Genomic DNA, 19137 nt, shown 5'->3' with positions numbered 1-19137 from the left:
CACGGCGGCCCTTTTTGCTTGGAGGGGCCAGCCCGGACTTGAAGCCTTCTGCGAATGGATTAAGCTGGCGCCATCAAGGAGTTTTCTATGGCGTTCAAGATTGACCCGGCCTTTGCGGGGTTGGGGTTTCCCGTTCATGTGGGCATGTTGGATTATGACGTGACGGTGGGGCCGTCGCCCGATGAGCTTCTCCGGTCGCTCGAAGAAGGCGCGGAGCTGAGGCTTTCGGAACTGATGGGCGAGGCCGCGAGCTCAGACCCGGTGATCGCAAACGTCCGGGCGGCCTTCAAGGCTTGCGGCAAGGACCCGAGCCGCTACCGGCCGTCCTCGGAATCGCTCACGCGCCGCATCGTCGCTGGCAAGGGGCTTTACCGCATCAATAATGTGGTCGACAGCGGCAACCTGACCTCGCTGATGACCGGCCTGCCGATCGGCTGTTATGACGCGGGCAAGATTGATGGGGACATCCTGTTGCGCGTTGGCCGCGCGGGTGAAAGTTACGAAGGCGTGGGCCGCGGCCCGGTCAACCTTGAAGGCCTGCCGCTTCTGGCCGATGACAAAGGCCCGTTCGGCACACCGTTTTCGGACAGCGCGCGCACGGCGGTGACTGAGGAAACGGAAAAGCTGATCTTCGTGCTTTATGGCCTCAATGTCGATGTCGCCCATGTTGAGGCGGCCGCGGAAATTGCGGACACCCTGATCCTCCGCTACTGCCAGGACGGCCTTGTGGAATCCGCGCCGGAATGACGCCGGGCCCGCACCATTTTCGCCTTGATCTTGGCCTAGAATTTTGTCGGTGTAGCGAAGTTACAAAAACAAACCACGCATAATGCTTTTGGGGAAATGCCTGACATGCGCAAAAGTCTTCTGATTTGTCTCAGCTTCATGATGTTCTGGGCCGTGCCCGCAACTGCGGCGAGCCGTCCCGTTGTCAGCATCCAAAGCGCCTATGTGGTGCTGAAGATGGATGTGGCCCGGCGCCAGTTTCTGGGCGCAAGCCGCCTGAGCATCCGCAACGAAAGCGGCCGCACGCTGACCCGCCTGCCCGTCACGCTCAACAGCGGGCTTCATATCGGCAAGGCGCTTGACGGCAATAAACAGCAACTGACCGTCTCGGAACAGCTGACGAAACTTCAAGGCGCCCCCGAGGTGCAGGTAAACCAGGCGACTGTCACGCTGGCCACCCCGCTGGCACCGGGCGACAGTATGGACCTGAACCTCTATTATCGCGGCAGCTTCAGTCCGCAATATGCCGGTGGCATCTATGGTGTCGGCACGCCGGGACCCCAGTTTTCGCTGATCCAGTTCTGGAATTTCGCCTACCCCGCCCCGGCGGCGGCAAATGTGGATGCCCTGACGGCGCTTTATGCCGCCAGCCACTATAAGGCCGACATGCAGCTTGAAATCCCCGCTGACCTGAAAGTCGCCAGCGCGCTGCAGGTCGTTGGCGAGAAAGAAGCAGGGGGCCGGAAAACCGTTCGCCTTCATGGCACGCGGGACCTGCCGCCGCCCATGGTCGCGGTCGGGCCATATGAAAACGCGCATTTCCCGGGTGTCGATGCCTTCTATATGGACGGCAACGGTGAGCTTGCCGAAAGCCTCGGCGTCAAGCTGGCCGAAACCTCAAAACTTCTGAGCACCTGGCTGGGTGCGGCTCCGGCAGGGGCCACCACCACGGTGATCGACCTGCCCGCGGGGGACGGCCACGCTACGGCGCCGGGCTTCCTTGCCCTGCCGCTTGCCTACACGCCGACCGCGGATGAGCTCACGGACCTGCGCCAGGACATGGTCATCCAGTGGATGCCGGACGCGCCCACGGGCGACCAGGGCAGCTGGCGTGCTGGCCTCATGTCGCTGGCGATGGACCTCGCGAACGGCATGGACATGAAGGCGATCAAGGAGGCTGCCTTCAGTGCCGCCAAGGCCGACAGCTCGGGCAAGAGTTTCTCGCCCGCGACCGCCAAGCTCATGTTCTGCCTGATCGACGATCTGGCGGGCGAAGGCGGCTTCCGGCAGATGGTCGGCGCGCTCAGGCAGACCTTCACCGGCATCAGCACCAAAAACAGCGAACTTGCCCCCTATCTGGTGGCTCATGCCCCCAACAAGGCGGTGAAGAAGCTGGTTGAACACTGGATGCAGGACGGCAAGGCCCAAAAGACCCTCCAGCGGGCCGCCGACTATCATAGCCTCCTGAAAAAAGTGGACTGATCCGCTGGCCCTGGCGCGGCTTTGCCCAATATTGGGAATAAGGCCGCGCGGCCAAAATGGATGGGAGCACACGGATGACCAAGACCTATGAAACCCTGACCCTGACGGTGAAGGACGCCGTCGCCCATGTCTCCTTGAGCCGGCCGGACCAGCTCAATGCCATGAACCGGGCCATGTTCCGGGAGATCGGTGAGGTCTTCCGGCATCTGGACACACAATCCGACATCCGCGCCGTCGTGCTGTCGGGCGAAGGCAAGCATTTCACCGCCGGGCTCGACCTCAAGGAAAGCGGGGAAAGCCTCTTCACCCCCGGTGACGCCGACCCGGCCCGCGTGCGCGAAAAGCTCCGCCGTCATATCCTGTGGCTGCAGGACTGTTTCACCGCGATTGAACAGTGCCGCGCCCCCGTGATCGCCGCCATCCACGGTGCCTGCCTCGGCGGCGGGATCGACCTTATCTCCGCCTGCGACATGCGCGTGGCGTCGGAAGACTGCTGGTTTGCGATTCAGGAAATCAATGTCGCCATCGTCGCCGATGTCGGCACGCTTCAGCGCGCGCCTTACCTGTTGCCGAACGGTATCTTGCGCGAACTGGCACTCACGGGCCGCAAATTCACCGTGCAGGAGGCCGACAAATACGGCTTCGTCAATGCCGTGGCGCCCGACCGGGGTGAGGCCATCGAAGCCGCCTTCGCCCTTGCCGAAACGATTGCGAGCAAAAGTCCGCTTGCGGTTGCAGGCACAAAGGCGGTACTCAATCATTCGCGGGACCATTCGGTCGCGGACGGACTGGACTATGTCGCTACCTGGAACAGCGGCATGCTGTTGGGTGAGGACCTGATGAAAGCGGCCACAGCCGCGCTCACACGCCAGACGGTCACGTTCGCCCCCCTGATGGAAAGCGATGACTGACAGTGCCCCACGGGCCATGCAGTCGGCGCCGACCCGCTTGGTGTAACCTATCGGCCTTCTGAGCAGTGCCCATGTCCGTTCGTGTCAAAGTTTGCGGTATCCGTGACGCCGTCCATGCCAACCTCGCCGCCTTCTATGGCGCCCGCTGGCTCGGCTTTGTCTTTTTCGACCGCTCCCCGCGCCACCTGACACTGGGGGAAGCCCGCGCGCTTCGCCCGCACCTGCCGCGCTCGACCGAGCGGGTCGGCGTGTTCGTCAATGAAGACCATGACATGATCGAAGCCGCCGTCGATGCGCTCGACCTGGATTGGGTGCAGCTTCACGGCGACGAAACGCCTGAGGACGTGATCGCCCTCAAGGACGATTTCGGCGTGTCCGTGATCAAGGCATTCGGTGTCCGCGACGCCGCTGACATCAAGGCGGCCAAGGCCTTCGCGCCCTATGTGGACGCCTTCCTGTTCGACGCCAAACCGCCTGAGGGCGCCACGCTTCCGGGCGGCAATGCCGTCAGCTTCCCGTGGGAGCTGATGCAAGGCCAAACGCTCGGCCGGCCCTGGCTGCTGGCGGGTGGATTGACCGCCGAAAACCTGCCCGAGGCGGTGAAGGCGAGCGGCGCGATCGCGGTTGATGTCTCCTCCGGCGTCGAAAGTGCCCCCGGACAAAAATCAAGCGACAAAATTGAGGCCTTCCTTAGGGCGGCAAAAGCCGTTAGGTAAGGAACCCCAGATATAAACCAAGTATTTTTTCGCGAGTTTTTGGTCATGGCGCTCAACAGTTATCGCACCGGCCCGGATGAGAAGGGCCACTTCGGCAAATATGGCGGCCGATATGTTTCCGAAACCCTGATGCCCCTGGTGCACGATGTCGAGCGCGCCTACCGCGAAGCTTTGGCCGACCCGGATTTCCAGAAGGAACTGGACTATCTGAACCGCGTCTATATCGGCCGCCCGAGCCCGCTTTATTATGCCGAACGGCTGACCGAGCACCTGGGCGGCGCGAAAATCTATTTCAAGCGCGAAGAGCTGAACCACACCGGCGCGCACAAGATCAACCACGCCATCGGCCAGGTGCTTCTGGCCAAGCGCATGGGCAAGACCCGGGTGATCGCCGAAACCGGCGCGGGCCAGCACGGTGTCGCAACCGCCACCGTCGCAGCACGCTTCGGGCTTAAATGCACCGTCTTCATGGGCGCGGTGGACATTGAGCGGCAAAAACCGAACGTCTTCCGCATGAAGCTTCTGGGCGCTGAGGTCCAGCCGGTGACCTCCGGCTCCGCCACCCTCAAGGACGCGATGAATGACGCGCTCCGGGACTGGGTCACCAACGTCCATGATACCTTCTACATCATCGGCACGGTCGCGGGGCCGCACCCCTACCCGATGATGGTGCGGGATTTCCAGTCGATCATCGGCCGCGAAACGCGTGAGCAGATCATGGAGGCCGAAGGCCGCCTGCCGGACAGCCTTGTCGCCTGCGTCGGCGGCGGCTCGAACGCCATGGGGCTGTTCCACCCGTTCCTCGATGACGCGGACGTCGCCATGTATGCGGTTGAAGCCGCGGGCCACGGTGTCGACACCGACAAGCACGCGGCCTCCATCACCGGCGGGCGCGCGGGCGTGCTGCACGGCAACCGCACTTACCTGTTGCAGGACGAAGACGGCCAGATCATCGAAGCCCACTCCATCTCTGCCGGGCTCGATTACCCGGGTATCGGGCCGGAGCATGTCTGGCTGCATGAACAGGGCCGGGTGAATTATGTCTCGGCGACCGACGATGAGGCGCTCGAAGCCTTCCAGCTGTGCTGCCGGACCGAGGGCATCATCCCTGCGCTCGAATCCAGCCACGGCCTCGCCCATATCATCCGCACCGCGCCAAGCCTGCCGAAGGACCATATCGTCGTCCTCAACCTGTCGGGCCGCGGCGACAAGGACATCTTCACCGTCGCAGCTGCGCTTGGGCAGGAGATCTGAGTTATGAGCCGACTTGAAGCTACCTTTGCCGCCCTGAAGGCCGAAGGCCGTTCCGCGTTCGTGACCTTCATCACCGCGGGCGACCCGGACCATGCAAGCTCGCTTGAGATTCTCAAGGGCCTGCCGGACGCAGGCGCCGATATCATCGAGCTCGGCATGCCCTTCACCGACCCGGCCGCCGACGGCCCGGCGATCGACCTGGCCGCCCACCGCGCGCTGCACGCGGGTGCCAACATGAAGCAGACGCTGTCGATGGTGCGGGACTTCCGCGCGGGTAACGCGGGCACGCCGATCGTGCTGATGGGCTATTTCAACCCGGTCTATGCTTACGGCATCGACCGGTTCGTGACCGACGCGGCTGACGCCGGTGTCGACGGCCTGATCATCGTCGACCTGCCGCCCGAGGAGGACGAAGAACTGCGCCTGCCCGCCAACAAGGCGGGCATCGATGTCATCCGCCTCGCGACACCGACCTCCGACGACGCGCGCCTGACCACCATCCTCGATGGCGCCAGCGGCTTCGTCTATTATGTCGCGGTTGCGGGGGTGACCGGCGGCAAATCTGCCACGACCGAGGACATCAAAGCCGCGGTTGACCGCATCAAAGCACAAACAGACTTGCCAGTTGCCGTCGGATTCGGTATCCGCACGCCGGAACAGGCCGGTTCCGTAGCGTCCGTCGCCGATGCCGCCGTTGTCGGCTCCGCCATCGTGCAGACCATCGCAAGCGGGCTGGATGAGAGCGGCAAGGCCACGGCCGGCATGGTCAAGGATGTGCTGGACTTTACCCGTCATCTCGCCGAAGGTGTGAGGACGGCAAAACAAGAAAAGGGGTGCTGCTGATGAGCTGGCTCACCAACTATGTTAAACCGAAACTGCAAAAAGTGCTGAACCCGCGGGAGACCCCGGACAATCTTTGGCACAAGTGCAAAAGCTGCGGCCAGATGATCTTCCAGAAGGAATTCATCGCCAACCAGTATGTCTGTGCGCACTGCGACCATCATGACCGCGTGCCACCAACCAACCGGTTTGACGCCCTTTTTGACAATCAGGTCTATGACCTTATCGACCTGCCGTCGGTGAAGGTTGACCCCCTCAAGTTCAAAGATACCAAGCGCTATAGCGAGCGCCTGAAGGCCGCCCGCGCCAAAACCGGTGACGAGGACGCCATCAAGGTCGCTGTCGGCAAGATCGGCGGTGTTGAAACCGTCGTCGCGATCCAGAACTTCTTCTTCATGGGCGGCTCCATGGGCATGGCCGTGGGTGACGGCATCATCGCTGGCGCCCGTCATGCGCTCAAAATCGAAGCCCCGTTCGTGATGTTCACCGCTTCGGGTGGCGCGCGGATGCAGGAAGGCATCCTGTCCTTGATGCAAATGCCGCGCACCACGGTTGCCGTGCAGATGCTTAGGGACGCTGGCATCCCATATGTTGTCGTCCTTACCGACCCGACCTCGGGCGGTGTGTCGGCCTCCTACGCCATGCTGGGCGACGTGCAGATTGCCGAACCGGGCGCGATGATCGCCTTCTCCGGCCCGCGCGTGATTGAGCAGACCATCCGCGAAAAGCTGCCGGACGGTTTCCAGCGCGCCGAATATCTGCATGAACACGGCATGGTCGACATGGTCGTCCACCGCCATGAAATGAAGGACCAGCTGGGCACGGTGCTCGGCCTCCTGATGGGCGGCAGACACACACGCCGCGCCGCCGAATAAGCTACAGTATCAACGCGTATCCGGGGGGCCATGAGCCCCCCATACCTTAGGGGGCATCCGGCCACCATCATGACCGCACCGAAGAGCGACGCCGTCCTTGCCCGCCTGATGGGCCCGCACCCGAAGAAGATCGACCTATCGCTCGGGCGGATGCACCGGCTTCTTGAAAAGCTGGGCCACCCGGAACGGAAACTGCCGCCGGTCGTCCATATCGCCGGCACCAACGGCAAGGGTTCCACGGTCGCGAGCCTCCGTGCCTTCGCCGAAGCCGCTGGACACCGTGTCCATGTTTACACCTCGCCGCATCTGGTGCGCTTCAACGAACGCATCCGGGTCGCGGGCCAGCTGATCCCGGAAGACGACCTCACCGACATCCTGAAGGAATGCGAGCGCGCGAACGGCCCGGACGCCATCACCTTCTTCGAGGTGACGACCGCCGCCGCCCTCCTCGCCTTCTCCCGCGTGGAAGCGGACCTGTGCATCCTGGAAGTCGGCCTCGGCGGCAGGCTGGACGCCACCAACGTCATCACGAACCCAGCGGCTGTCGGCATCACACCCGTCAGCCTTGACCACCAGCAGTTCCTGGGCAACACGGTGACCGATATCGCGGGCGAAAAGGCCGGGATCATCAAGGCCGGTGCACCGCTTATCGTCGGGCCGCAGTCGGCCGAAGGGCTAACCTGCATCAGCGCTGTCGCCGCAAGCCTTGGCGTCACTCCCAAACTGAATGGCCGGGATTGGCAGACCACCCTTCTCGCCGGGGACAAGGGCTTCCGCTATGAGGACTGGGGCTCAGCCATCGACCTGCCGATGCCGGTGCTACCGGGCGCGCATCAGGTGACAAACGCCGGCATGGCGATTGCCCTCGCCCACGCACAGCAAGCCGTCAGCATCCCCGATGCCGCGATCCGCGCTGGCCTCGGCTGGGTACGTTGGCCCGCGCGTCTGCAGGCGCTGAGGAACACGTCCTATAACGATATCCTGCCTGATGGGGCGATCCTGATGCTCGATGGTGGGCACAACCCGGGGGCGGCGGAGATGATCCGCGACTATATCAAGCGCCTCGATGCCGTTGAACGGCCGGTGACGCTGATCCTGGGCATGATGGGCACGAAAGACGCCCCCGGCTACCTCAAACAGCTTTCAGGCCTGGTCGACCGCGTGATCGCCGTACCGATCGAAGGTGAAGACGGCGCCGCCAACCCGGCGGACCTCGCCGCCGCCGCCACCGATGTCGGCATCAGCGGTGTCCTTGCCAAGGACGTGCCTTCCGCCCTACAAATGGTGACAGACAAGGCACATGCCGACAGGCCGCCCTTCGTGCTGATCGGGGGTTCGCTTTACCTGGCAGGCAACGTGCTGAGGGAAATTGGGGAGTATCCGGCCTGATGACTGACGTGACAGAAACCTACCCGTGGGGTGACCTTGTCTGGCACAGCGCCAACCCGTCCAACTTCAAGGCCGCCAGCATGTTCATCCATTCAGGCGCGCGCTGCGGCAAACACTGCCACGACAACGCCAATGAAATGCTGATCGTGAGCGCAGGCTCGGTCACCCTGGAAATCGAAGATCAGGACCCGGTGGAACTTCAAAGCGGTGACAGCCGCCTTATCCCCACCGGTACGCCCCATGAGATCGTCAACCACCCGAACGCACCGGCGCGTGTGACGCTCATTTTCGATGACCCGAACCGCACTTATATCCCGCTTGAGGACACGCCCGCGCACTGACCGGGTGAAATGGTCGGATAACAAAAAAGGCGCCCCGGAAAGGCGCCTTTCGTCATTCTGGGGAGACCAGTTTAGATCGACTGGTTGATCCAGGCTTCCAGCTGGGCGCGCGGCTTGGCGCCCATGGTCGAGGCAACAGCTTCACCACCCTTGAAGATCAGGAGCGTCGGGATCGAACGCACGCCAAAGCGGGTCGGGGTTTCCGGGTTGTCGTCGATATCCATCTTGGCGATGACGATATCGTCACGCTCGCCGGAAATCTGCTCGAGAACCGGGCCGATCATCTTGCACGGACCGCACCACTGGGCCCAGAAATCGAGAAGAACGGGTTTGTCGGAATTCGCGACTTTCGCTTCGAAATCCTCATCGGTAACGGTGATGGTTGCCATAATCTGTCTTTCTTTCTTACGCGGAGTCCGGCCACGGCGGCGGGACTAAATTCTGCCAAAAGGGCGCTTCGTTTCTTAAGGTAAGAATGGTGCCGTCACGGGTCAAGGTTTAGTAACGCTCACGTGAAAAAACGCAAGATATACCCTAAAGCCCCATCTGGCTAAGGGCTTCATCCATCAAGGTTTTCGGGATTTCCATCAACCGGGCGGCATCTGTCCACAACAGAAGCGCGCGCACCGTGCGGCCCGGATAGACCGCTTCGAGCGCCCGGGCATAGAGCGCCATCTGCTTGACGTAAGCCGCCGCCACCGCGGCAACGTCATCCGGCGGCGGGCGGTTGGTTTTATAGTCGACAATCAGCACTTCGCCTTCGGTGACCACCAGACGGTCGACCTGGCCGGAGATCACCCGCGTGCCGACGATCCCGGCGACAGGCACCTCGGCACGGCTGCCGGGCGCGAACAGAGCGCTGAAATCGGCATGATTGAGGATGGCCTTCACCTCCGCCCACAGCGAAGCCGATTCGCCGCCCGGCACCTCCGGCAAACGGCCCAGATAAGCCATGGCCGCGGCCTCGCGGTTTTCGGGTGCCATATCCGGCAACCATTCAAGGAGTGCGTGAATCACCCGGCCGCGGAAGAAGCGCCCGCGTTTGGTCAGCGTCAGCGGGCTGGTGGCCGCCGGGTCCTCGTCATCGGGGCGGGACGGCGCCAGCGGCCGTGGCGGCAGCGGTTCTTCGGGAAGCGGATTATAAAGCCACGCCGGGGCGGCAGCCCGCGTGGGCGCGGCCTCGGTGGTCTTCTCAGGCGTTACCTCGGCTGTTTGCGGTACCGTAAAACGGCGGACGCTATAGCCGGGCGTCAGCTCCAGGCTTTCGGCACCGATGCGGTCAAAGCCGTCGGTGATCGCACCGAACCAGCTATGCTCATCGGGCTCGCCCGCGCCCTGCCATCCGGCGACATAGAGCCGGTCCTCCGCGCGGGTCAGCGCCACATAGAGAAGCCGCCGGTATTCGGCCAACTGCTTGGCCTTGAGCGCGCCTTTCATCTCCTCGATGAAGGCAAGGTCCTTACCCTGTGATGTCCAGATCAGAAGCGACGGCTGGCCCGGAATGGCGGACGGCAAGGGCAGCACGCGCGCGTCCCGGCCTATGTCCGGCAGGCCGACGAGGTCCGAGAGGAACACGATCGGCGCCTGAAGGCCCTTGGCGCTGTGCGCTGTCATGATGCGCACCATGCCGCCCGCGGCTTCCATATCCCGCTTGATCTGGGTACCGCCGCCTTCGACGCGCTGGACGAAGGCCTGCAGGGACGCAGACGTGGTCAGCTCGAACCTGAGCGCTTCCTCAAGTAGCTCATCGACCGGGTCATGGATTTCAGCCCCCAGCCGGGCCGAGAGCTTCATGCGGCCGCCAAGCTCGGTCAGCACATGGCTCAGGAACTCGAACGGCGTGCGCCTGTCCGCCGCGTTCATGATGTCGACAAGGTCACGGTAGGCCGCTTTATACTCAGGCGTCTCATTCCGCTTGGCATAGAGCGCCTGCCACAGCGTGCCCTTGCGGCCATGCGCCAGGCGGAACAGCGCGTCGTCATCCAGCCCGACAAACGGGCTTTTGAGCACGGTCGCGAGCGTCAGGTCATCGGTCGGCAACAGCGCGAAATGCGCGAGCGCGAGCAGGTCCATCACCGGCAGCTCATCTGTCAGCACCATGCGGTCCCGGCCCGCGACCGGGATGCCCGTGGCTTTGAGCGCGCGCACCAGATGATCGACGAAAGCAGTGCGGCGGCGCACGAGGACGAGAATATCCCCCGCCCGGATCGGCCTGCCTTTCGATTCGAGGATTTCACCCTCGTCCAGCATGGCCCGGATACGGCGGGCAATGCGCCAGGCGGTGCGCTGCTCGGCATCGTGCGCGCTTTCCTGACGGGTCGGCGGCACCCAGCCTTCATCCTCAGCGGCGTCATCGGCTTCCGGCGTCGGTTCCTCAAGCGGCCACAGCTCGACAAGGCCGCCATGGCCTTCGCGGATATAGCGGTGCTCCACCGCCTCATCGTCCGCCGACAGGCCGATGCTGGCCGCCGCTTCCGCGTGGAACACGGCATCAACGAGCCCGAGCACAGCCCCGCCCGAGCGGAAGGAGAGGTTGAGCGGCACGGTCTCGGCTTCATAGTCGGCCTCGAACGCGCGGGCGAACACCCGGTCGCGCGCAGCGACGAACTCGCGCGGATCAGCCCGCTGGAAGGAGAAGATCGACTGTTTGGCATCCCCCACCGCGAACAGCGTGCGCACCACATCACGCGCGCCTTCACCCGAGAAAAACTCCGCCGCCAGCGTTTCCACCACCTGCCACTGCATAGCGTTGGTGTCCTGCGCTTCATCAACCAGGATATGGTCGATGGCGCTGTCGAGCTTGAACAGCACCCACGGCGCGACCTCGGCACGGTCAAGCAGCTTCACCGTGCGGTCGATCATATCGTCGAAATCCACCAGCCCGCGCTCGGCCTTCATATGACGGTAGCGGCTAAGCTGCTCGACACCGAGCGTCATCAAAGCCGTGGTGGCGGTGGCGACCTTCAGCCGCTTCAGCCGGTCCATCAGCCGCATCAGGCGCGCCTGTTCCTTCTCGATGACCTCGTCGAGGCCGGTACCTGCCTCCAGCGTTTTCTTGTTGGCGACCCGGGCGCGCGGTTCATCCTTCTGGGTAAGGAACACACCCGCGTAGTCCGCGAACAGGTCGGGCCGCTTGCCATCTTCAGCCGCGAGAAAATCGGCGAGCGCCTGCCCCATCTTGGCTTCCGCCACCGTGCCCGCGAGCAGGCCGGTCATCAGTGCCCGAACGCCTGCGGCATCGAACGCCGCATCGGGGACCGCCGCCCGGATCAAGTCCTCCGCCTGTTCTCCGGGCGTGAGGTCGAGCGCGCGGTAAAGCGCCGCCGTCATGCCCAGAAGGCCGCCATAGGTGCGTTCAGCCTTGTCGAGTGTCGCAGCCTCGAAGCTCAGGCTCGCCACCACTTCGTCGAACGTGTTTTCGGTCACGAGCCCCGCGACCGTATCCAGCGCGCCGGAGAGGTCTCCTGCGCCCTTCGCGCGGGTCGCGGACAGCATCTGGTCGCGGGCCGACGCCATGGCCTCCCGCGCTTCGGCTTCGTCCATGCCTTCGAATCCTGGCGCCATGCCAGCCTCCAGCGGAAAGCGGCCCAGAAGCGCTTGGCAGAAGCTGTGGAAAGTCTGGATCTGCAGCCCGCCGGAAAGATCGAGCACCGCCGCGAACAGCTGTCGTGCACGCGAAAGCATCGCCTCATCGGCATATTCTTCGGTCCGGCGGGAAATCTCCTCGGCCAGCACGTCATCGCTCATCAAAGACCAACGGCCAAGCTCGGCGAAGATACGGGTTTTCATTTCCGCCGCCGCGGCCTTGGTAAAGGTCAGGCACAGGATATTCTCAGGCGGCGTGCCGGTCAGCATCAGCCTCAAGACCCGCGCGGTCAGCACGTGGGTCTTGCCTGTCCCCGCCGACGCGCCCACCCAGGCGGTGAGCATCGGGTCGGTCGCGCGCGCCTGTTCGTATGTCATGCGCGTGCTCATAAACTGCTCCCTTCATCGAAGGGATCGTCAGCATTGCGCCATTCCTTGACCCGCGCCAGATGGTCATAGTCGCCGTAACCGGTGATGGTCGGGCGTGGGTTGGAAAGATAAGGCGTGGCCTCATCCGAGAAGGCGTCGATCAGGCGGCGGAGGCCGGCTTCGGCACCTGCGATCGTGGCCGGCACATCCTTGATCGGGCGGCTCTGTTTCTGAACCGGGTCCCCGCCCTTGAGCTCCCAGAACACCATGTCGTCAACTGTTGCAGCTGCAACACCTTCAAACGCCCCCGCTTCGGCGAGCAGACCCTCAAGCGGCAGCTGCGGCGCATAGCCCGCCTCAACCCGTTTCGATGACGGAACATTCCCGGTTTTATAGTCGATGATGGTGAGCGCGCCGTCCTCGCGCTTGCGGTCGATGCGGTCGGCCTTGGCGATCAGCGTGAAGTCGGTGCCCCTGAGCGCCATCTCGGCCCAGGTTTCGACCGCCGCCACCTCAAACGTCTCGGCGCGCTTTGCTTCATGCGCCACAAACCATTCGGCGATGCGCACGAAACGCGGCCACCAGAAGGCGTGAACGGCAGGCTGGGTCGCGACCGTATCGAACACCCGCTTGCCCACCTCCAAAAGCCGGGTAAGACCCGCGGGGCCGGTGACAGGGCCATCTTCTGAGAGGAAAATCTCCAGCGCTTCATGAAGCAGCGTGCCCTTCTTGGCAGCGTTCGGCTTGTCATCCACGGGGTCGAGCGGGCGAAGGCCCAAGACCTTCTGGGCGTAAAGACCGTAGGGGTCCCGCATCCAGTTTTCGACCTGGGTGACGGAGAGCTTTTTCGGGCGCGCAGCCAGCGGCGGGCGCGGCGCGGGCGGTTTCACCGGGGCCGGGCGCTCAGCGCTGATCAGGCTTTCCGCCCAGGCGAGGTAGCGGTCCGCACGCGGGAGCGACCGGCCTGCCAAGGCTTCGAGGCGGAACCACCAGCGGCTCGGCACCGTGGGCGAGCCGTCCACCTTTTCCGCCCGGGTCAGCACCACATCAGGGGCGGAGGCGGCGAGCACGAAATCATGCGCCGACTGGCCGATCCGGCGTTCGAGCGGCTTGAGCCCGAAGGCATGGCGCATCGGCCGGTTCATCCAGGGGTCCGGCTTGATCTCCATGGGCCAGGTGCCTTCATTGAGATCGCCGAGGATCATCAGGTCCGCGCGCTGCAAGCGGGCTTCCAAGGGCGACCAGATATTGAGGCGCGGGTGACGGCCCCAGCTTGGGCGGATCGTCACCTCGGCCAACAGTTCGGCAAACAGCGCGGCGTAACCTTCCGCCGCGACCGGGCCAAGGAGGCCGTCTGCCTCGGCGATCAGGTCACTGAGCGCGTTCGCAAGCGCGCCGCCGTCCTCGGCCTTCCAGATCAGGTCCTTGCCTTCATCCGCGTCCGTCGCCGCCAGCGCTTCGGCGGCGGTCAGGTGGGCTTTCAGAAGCTCGGCAAGCGGGGCTTTGGCCTCAAACGCAGCTTCAAACGGCGCCAGGGCCGCACAGGCCTTTTTGATGATGGCGAGGTCGGCGTCCGAAAAGTCGGCCTTCTTGTCTTTCGCCACCAGCCGCGCACGGGCGAGAAGGCCATCAAGGCCGCCCGCCGGCCGCACGCCTCGGAGGACAAAATGGTCGAACCGGCGCACGGCAGCAAGGAAATCCTCCCGCGTCTGCCCCACCGCCGTCAGCGGATGCTGGAAGAGCGCCAGCAAAGGCACCGGCGCGAAATTTTCGCCCGCCGCCGTGGCGATCAGCCCAAGGAAGCGTCCCGGCATGGTATTGAGAACCCGCGTACCGCCGGAATCGTCCACCTTGATGCCCCAGCGGCCGAGCGCCGCCTGCACATGGCGGGCGAGCTGCCGGTCCGGCGTGATGAGGGCCGCGGTACGCGCGGATGTCTCCAACGCCTCCCGCATCATGATGGCGATGGCGTCGGCTTCTTCCCGCCGCGTCGGGGCGACAAGCGTGGTCAAGCCCCGGAACAGCTCAGCATCCGGCAGGGCCTGATAGCCCATCGCCTGCCAGCTGTCGGTTTCCTGCGCGGGTAAAAGCGCATCGCGGATCAGCCGGGCGCGCACGGCTGGCGCCTGCATGCCCTCAGAACCGGTCCAGGGCTGCACCTCATGCCGGTTGACGCCCATGACATTCAGAAGCGCCTTCAGGGCCGCCTGCGGGTGGGTGACGCTGCTGGCCGCCGCCGACGGGTCATCGAAGCTGATGGCGTCCCACGCCGTATCGGAAAGGCCCTGGTCGAGCCCCGGCAGCACCACGGCGCCGTTTGGCAGGCGGGCGATAACGGAAAGAAGCTCGGCCGTCGCCGGGACCGAACCGGTGGAGCCCGCCGCGACGATCCGGCCCTTGGGCGGGTTGGCCTGCCAGCTTTCCGCCAGCATGCGAATGAGCCGATCCCGGCGCGCGGCCGGGTTCATCGCGCCCTCATCCGCCAGAATCTGCGGCCAGGTTTCGGAGACGATTTTCAGGAACTCAAGCGTAACATCCCAGTGGGCGGCAAGCTCGGTCGGCACCAGATCCTTGAGGCCTTCGAACGATTTGCCCTCGGTTTCCACCTGGTCCATCAGGCGGGCGAGCTCCCCCGCCAGCCGCCAGGCCTGCGCCGGGGCGACCGGCTTGTCACCGGGGCCAAGCGGCAGGCGTTCGACCTGGCGCATCAAAAGCGCCTGACGTCGGACCGGGTGGATGGCGGGCATGAGGCCCGAAAGGTCGAGCCCGAACCCGGCGCCGAGGAAGCTGATATCCTCATCCTCCACGTCGCCGATCGGCCGCATGACCGGCAGGATCATCGGCCGGTTGCCTGAGGCGCGCAGGAAGGCTTCACGCAGCGTCCGGCAGGCGCGTCGGTTCGGCAGCAGGATGGTGGTATCGACAAGCGGCGTAGCGCCCGCATCGGCCTGGGCGATGAGCCCGGTCGCAAGCGCATCCGCGAACGCGTCGGTCGCCGCGATGGTATAGACCGGCATCCGCGCGGCTGGCATCTGGGGCGCGCGCGTCATGCCGCCCCCAGGGCCTTCAGGCGCGCTTCAGCGGCTTCGATCGCTTCGGGCGTACCCACATGCATCCAGGCGCCGTCATGGAGGAGGCCGTAAAGCCGCCCCGCAGCGGCCGCTTGCTTGAAAATCAGCAGGTTCGACCAGGCGCCTTCGGGCATGTCACGGTAGAGCGTGGGCTTGACGATCATCACGCCCCCGAACATGACCGGAGCCTCTGGCGCTTCCCCCCGGAAGGTCAGCGGCACGGCTTTATCCGGCGTGACATCACACAGGAAATCACCCTTGCCGTCATAGCCAAGCGCATCTTCACGGGCGACGAGCAGGAGCAGGACATCCATTGTTTCGGATACGAAATGATCATGCATCCGCTTGAGCGCACTGTCCCCGGGGCCATCTGTCCAGAGCGCATCGCTGTTGATGACGAACACCGGGTCATCGCCCAGAAGCGGCAGCGCTTTCTTGACGCCGCCACCGGTTTCGAGGAGCGCGTTGCGTTCGTCGGATATGACGACACGGTCCCCCAGATGCGCTTCCATCTGGTCGGCCAGATGATGGATATTCACCACCGGCTTCTGAATGCCAGCTGCCTTCAGATGGTCGAGAATACGGTCGATCAGCGTGCGGCCCGCGACCGGCACCAGTGGCTTGGGCAGACGGTCCGACAGTGCGCGCATGCGTGTGCCCTTGCCAGCGGCCAGCACCATGGCTTTCATGTCCTGCAGCGCCTTCATGGCGCCAGCCCCTCAAGCCGGGGGACCCAAGCCGCATTGTCGCCTGAGACGACCACATGACGAACACCCTTCTCACCGATGGTGAAATCGAGCGACAGGGCGCCCTGCCACCAGTCAGCCGGCATCCGATCCGGCCATTCGATCAGGCAGATGGCGTCTTCGCGCGCTTCATCGAGGCCGAGTTCGTAGGCTTCCTCAGGCTCGGTCAGGCGGTAGAGGTCGGCGTGCCAGATCTCCCCGCCTTCGGGGTCGTCATAGGTTTGGACCAGCGTGAAGGTCGGGCTAGGGACTTCGGCCATATCGTCCGCAAGACGGGCGCGAATGAAGGCGCGGGCGAACGTGCTTTTCCCGGCCCCCAAGTCCCCGGTCAGCGCGACCAGGTCACCGGCCTGCAGACGCGCGGCAAGCCGGGCGGCAAGCGCCGCGGTCGCCTGTTCATCGGCACAGTCAATTTGCATACGGACGGTCGCAGCCATGGAGGCGGTTACTTCGGTTCTTTGCCAGCGGGGTGATGCCGCGGCAGGGTGAGGCTGAGAAGCAGGCCTTCGCTTTCAAACGGGTCGAGCACCAGGCTGCCATGATGGAGGCCCACAATACTGCGCACCAGCGCCAAATCAAGACCGGTCGCCCGCCGCCCGCCGGGGCTCGCGCCCATGGCGACGGTTTCGACAAGACGGTCGCGTTCCCGCGGGGTCAGGCCCGAATCGGCGTTCGAAATCGTCACCGTGACATCTTTCTTCCGGCCGGTGAGCGTGATGTCCAATTCGCCGCCGTAGCGCGCGAAATTCAGCATGGAGGAGACCATATTGTAGAAAGCCTGCCGAAGCCTGCGCTCGTCCGCCTCCACAAGTCCGGTCGGGACAGGGCAGCTGACCTTCAAGGACACATCGACCTTGCGGGCGAGTTCCTGTGCCAGGGTCGCCGCTTCCTTGAGCGCGGCTTCGACATCTACCTCGCCCAGTTCCACCCGGGCTTCGCCGGCTTCGATGACGGCGAGGTCAAGCACGTCTGCCACCAGGTCCTTGAGCGTACCCGCGGCGGACAGGATGTCCTTCACATAACTGCTTTGCTGGTCGTTGAGGTCCCCGAAGATTTTCTGGTCCAGAAGCTCGGTAAAGCCGATGATGGAGTTGAGCGGTGTCCTGAGTTCGTAGGACATGTTGGTGATGAACTCGCTCTTGAGCTTGTCGGCGGCTTCAAGCGCGTGGGAACGTTCACGCAGGGCCTGTTCGACCTTGAAACTGTCGGTCACGTCGCTTTGGGTCAGCATGACGCCGCCATCAGGCAGGGGCACGATGGTATAGTCGATCACCAGACCGTCGCCCCGGTACCAGCGGCCGGTCTTGTGTTTGCGGGCAGCAACCCAGCTTGCCAGGTTCTTTTTGAAATCCGGCTGGCCTTTCCCGACCTTCGGGGCCGGTTTGAGGTCCAGGCTTTTCACCAGCTCCGACAGGTGCGGGTTGCCGTCAAGCGCATCATCATCCAACCGCCACAGGCTTTGGAAGGCCGGGTTCGACAGCTGCAGCCGCCCGTTGGAGCCGAACACCGCGATACTTTCGCGCATGTTATCCAGGGTTTCCTGCTGCACGGCGATCAGCGTGTTGTAGGAGCGTTCAAGCGCCAGCTTGTCGGTGACATCCTCGAACAGAATCAGGAGACCACCCAAGGGATGCGGCTGGGTGACAACACGGTGGGCGGTGCCGTCCGGCAGGTGCCACATTTCCTCATAGGGCTCCAGAAGCGAGGTATAGTGCCTGAGCACGCTTTTCTTCCAGGCGGAGAAATCGGCCTGTTCAGGCAGGCGGCGCTTCTCACGCATGGCATCCAGAAGCTCACTATGGCGGATTTCGGAGGACAGCATGTCCTCGGACAGGTGCGACAGGCGGGCGAAGGCGCTGTTGTAGAAGCGGAGCGTCTGGCCCGGTCCGAAAATCGCCACTGGGCTTCTGAGCCGGTTGAGCGTCTCCGACTGGGCTTCGAGCACACGGCTCAGCTCATTCAGCGCTTCTTCCTCACCGGTGACATCGACCGCGATGCCCATGATGGTGCCGTCCTTCAGGGGCAGGTTGGTCAGCGAAAAGGCGCGGCGCTGGCCGTCGATCACGCCAAAGCGGCGCTCCCGCACGCGGGTGCCTTCCTCCCGCGCCTTGCGGGCGGCGCTTAGGCTGCCACGGTCGAACAGCTCCAGGCCACGGCCAACCACATCGGCGACACTATCGCCATCGACTGCATCGACATAAGCCTGGTTGACCTCAACCAGTTCATAATTTGGGCCGCGCACCCACACCGGGAACGGCACGCTGTTGAAGACGCGCGTCAGTTCCTTGAGCCTGAGCTCCAGCGCCCGTACGCCCTGGCGGCCCGCGCTTGCCGGGCGTTCCAGGCTTTCTTCCAGCCACAGGATGCAGCTGGGCCAGCGCGCGTCACCGACCGGCAGCCACTGGAGGTCGACGATCAGACGCGGACGGCCTTGTCCCCGGTCGATCACCAACGGGGTGGGCACATCGCCGCCCTTGTCGAGCCCGGTGCGTATTTCCGCCACCGTGCTTGCGGGCAGGCCGCCGCTGTCCGCCAGGTCATCCAGGGTGGCAGCCGACGGACGCCCCACCAGCATCAGCGTGCCGGCGTCAGCCTGAAGCCGCCCGTCCGGCCACAGCCAGATCGGATGCCGATGGTCGGTGCGGATCATGGAATCGAGGAAATCGGCCAAGTCCTGCAGGCCCTGCGCCCGGTCGGTCATCCGGCCCGCGCGCCAAAGCGCATAGAGGCCGAGCGACGCCCAGGCGACCGCAGCCAGCACCGCGGCGATCCAGTACCAAGGATGAACGCCTATATCCACCGTCACCTGCCGTGTGTCTCCCCCGAAGCGGC

14 protein-coding genes and 1 pseudogene are annotated in these 19137 nt (G+C 64.1%); 9 read left to right on the top strand and 6 right to left on the bottom strand.

Annotated features, from left to right (window positions below; genetic code table 11):
- The first annotated feature begins 87 nt into the window (after positions 1-87).
- From K6118_RS04490 to K6118_RS04450, 9 genes are all read left to right on the top strand, one after another.
- Entirely contained in the window at positions 88-747 is a 660-nt protein-coding gene (locus K6118_RS04490; RefSeq protein WP_247119022.1) for a B3/B4 domain-containing protein, read from the top strand.
- A 105-nt stretch (positions 748-852) separates the two neighbouring features.
- Positions 853-2208 (top strand): M1 aminopeptidase family protein, encoded by a 1356-nt coding sequence (locus tag K6118_RS04485; RefSeq protein ID WP_247119021.1) that lies wholly within the window; start codon positions 853-855, stop codon positions 2206-2208.
- A 74-nt stretch (positions 2209-2282) separates the two neighbouring features.
- Positions 2283-3119 carry a crotonase/enoyl-CoA hydratase family protein gene (locus K6118_RS04480; protein ID WP_247119020.1) on the top strand — a complete coding sequence of 279 codons (837 nt, stop codon included), beginning with the start codon at positions 2283-2285 and terminating at the stop codon, positions 3117-3119.
- Between the two features lie 71 nt (positions 3120-3190).
- Positions 3191-3835, top strand: coding sequence for a phosphoribosylanthranilate isomerase (locus tag K6118_RS04475; RefSeq protein ID WP_247119019.1), 645 nt, complete (start codon positions 3191-3193; stop codon positions 3833-3835).
- 45 nt (positions 3836-3880) lie between these two features.
- Positions 3881-5089: a tryptophan synthase subunit beta gene (gene trpB / locus K6118_RS04470; protein ID WP_247119018.1), complete on the top strand. Its 1209-nt coding sequence runs from the start codon at positions 3881-3883 to the stop codon at positions 5087-5089.
- A 3-nt stretch (positions 5090-5092) separates the two neighbouring features.
- Positions 5093-5932, top strand: a complete 840-nt coding sequence (gene trpA, locus K6118_RS04465) for a tryptophan synthase subunit alpha (RefSeq protein ID WP_247119017.1) — start codon at positions 5093-5095, stop codon at positions 5930-5932.
- Positions 5932-6804 carry an acetyl-CoA carboxylase, carboxyltransferase subunit beta gene (accD, locus tag K6118_RS04460; protein WP_247119016.1) on the top strand — a complete coding sequence of 291 codons (873 nt, stop codon included), beginning with the start codon at positions 5932-5934 and terminating at the stop codon, positions 6802-6804. The genes trpA and accD overlap by 1 nt, the downstream gene beginning before the upstream one ends.
- A gap of 69 nt (positions 6805-6873) precedes the next feature.
- Complete coding sequence (locus K6118_RS04455; RefSeq protein WP_247119015.1) at positions 6874-8193, top strand: bifunctional folylpolyglutamate synthase/dihydrofolate synthase; 1320 nt, start codon at positions 6874-6876, stop codon at positions 8191-8193.
- A complete protein-coding gene (locus tag K6118_RS04450) occupies positions 8193-8534 on the top strand; it encodes a cupin domain-containing protein (RefSeq protein WP_247119014.1) in 342 nt (113 codons plus the stop codon). The genes K6118_RS04455 and K6118_RS04450 overlap by 1 nt, the downstream gene beginning before the upstream one ends.
- A 71-nt stretch (positions 8535-8605) precedes the next feature.
- Here K6118_RS04450 and trxA read toward each other — a convergent pair.
- From trxA to K6118_RS04420, 6 genes and pseudogenes are all read right to left on the bottom strand, one after another.
- Positions 8606-8929 (bottom strand): annotated as a pseudogene (trxA, locus tag K6118_RS04445) (thioredoxin); the annotation flags it as partial.
- Between the two features lie 139 nt (positions 8930-9068).
- Positions 9069-12509 carry a double-strand break repair helicase AddA gene (gene addA, locus K6118_RS04440; RefSeq protein ID WP_247119012.1) on the bottom strand — a complete coding sequence of 1147 codons (3441 nt, stop codon included), beginning with the start codon at positions 12507-12509 and terminating at the stop codon, positions 9069-9071.
- Positions 12506-15538 carry a double-strand break repair protein AddB gene (gene addB / locus K6118_RS04435; protein WP_247119011.1) on the bottom strand — a complete coding sequence of 1011 codons (3033 nt, stop codon included), beginning with the start codon at positions 15536-15538 and terminating at the stop codon, positions 12506-12508. Before addB ends, addA begins: the two co-directional genes overlap by 4 nt.
- Positions 15535-16266, bottom strand: coding sequence for a nucleotidyltransferase family protein (locus K6118_RS04430; RefSeq protein ID WP_247119010.1), 732 nt, complete (start codon positions 16264-16266; stop codon positions 15535-15537). The genes addB and K6118_RS04430 overlap by 4 nt, the downstream gene beginning before the upstream one ends.
- On the bottom strand, positions 16263-16742 hold the full coding sequence (gene tsaE, locus K6118_RS04425; protein ID WP_247119009.1) for a tRNA (adenosine(37)-N6)-threonylcarbamoyltransferase complex ATPase subunit type 1 TsaE: 480 nt from the start codon (positions 16740-16742) through the stop codon (positions 16263-16265). Before tsaE ends, K6118_RS04430 begins: the two co-directional genes overlap by 4 nt.
- A gap of 8 nt (positions 16743-16750) precedes the next feature.
- The gene (locus K6118_RS04420) at positions 16751-19111 is read right to left on the bottom strand and encodes a sensor histidine kinase (protein ID WP_247119008.1); all 2361 of its coding nucleotides are present in this window, start codon (positions 19109-19111) and stop codon (positions 16751-16753) included.
- Positions 19112-19137: the final 26 nt, after the last annotated feature.

The organism is Kordiimonas marina (genome assembly GCF_023006325.1).
GTDB lineage: Bacteria > Pseudomonadota > Alphaproteobacteria > Sphingomonadales > Kordiimonadaceae > Kordiimonas > Kordiimonas marina.
The sequence above is the reverse complement of the archived record's forward strand: the minus strand, read 5'-3'. Positions and strand labels throughout refer to the sequence as shown.

Bases quoted from the DNA above. Each gene is read 5' to 3' on its own strand.
- K6118_RS04480 (WP_247119020.1), top strand. From the start codon at position 2,283: ATGACCAAGACCTATGAAACCCTGACCCTGACGGTGAAGGACGCCGTC.
- addB (WP_247119011.1), bottom strand. From the start codon at position 15,538: ATGACGCGCGCGCCCCAGATGCCAGCCGCGCGGATGCCGGTCTATACC.
- addA (WP_247119012.1), bottom strand. From the start codon at position 12,509: ATGAGCACGCGCATGACATACGAACAGGCGCGCGCGACCGACCCGATG.
- tsaE (WP_247119009.1), bottom strand. From the start codon at position 16,742: ATGGCTGCGACCGTCCGTATGCAAATTGACTGTGCCGATGAACAGGCG.
- K6118_RS04485 (WP_247119021.1), top strand. From the start codon at position 853: ATGCGCAAAAGTCTTCTGATTTGTCTCAGCTTCATGATGTTCTGGGCC.
- accD (WP_247119016.1), top strand. From the start codon at position 5,932: ATGAGCTGGCTCACCAACTATGTTAAACCGAAACTGCAAAAAGTGCTG.
- K6118_RS04455 (WP_247119015.1), top strand. From the start codon at position 6,874: ATGACCGCACCGAAGAGCGACGCCGTCCTTGCCCGCCTGATGGGCCCG.
- trpB (WP_247119018.1), top strand. From the start codon at position 3,881: ATGGCGCTCAACAGTTATCGCACCGGCCCGGATGAGAAGGGCCACTTC.
- trpA (WP_247119017.1), top strand. From the start codon at position 5,093: ATGAGCCGACTTGAAGCTACCTTTGCCGCCCTGAAGGCCGAAGGCCGT.
- K6118_RS04430 (WP_247119010.1), bottom strand. From the start codon at position 16,266: ATGAAGGCGCTGCAGGACATGAAAGCCATGGTGCTGGCCGCTGGCAAG.
- K6118_RS04490 (WP_247119022.1), top strand. From the start codon at position 88: ATGGCGTTCAAGATTGACCCGGCCTTTGCGGGGTTGGGGTTTCCCGTT.
- K6118_RS04450 (WP_247119014.1), top strand. From the start codon at position 8,193: ATGACTGACGTGACAGAAACCTACCCGTGGGGTGACCTTGTCTGGCAC.
- K6118_RS04475 (WP_247119019.1), top strand. From the start codon at position 3,191: ATGTCCGTTCGTGTCAAAGTTTGCGGTATCCGTGACGCCGTCCATGCC.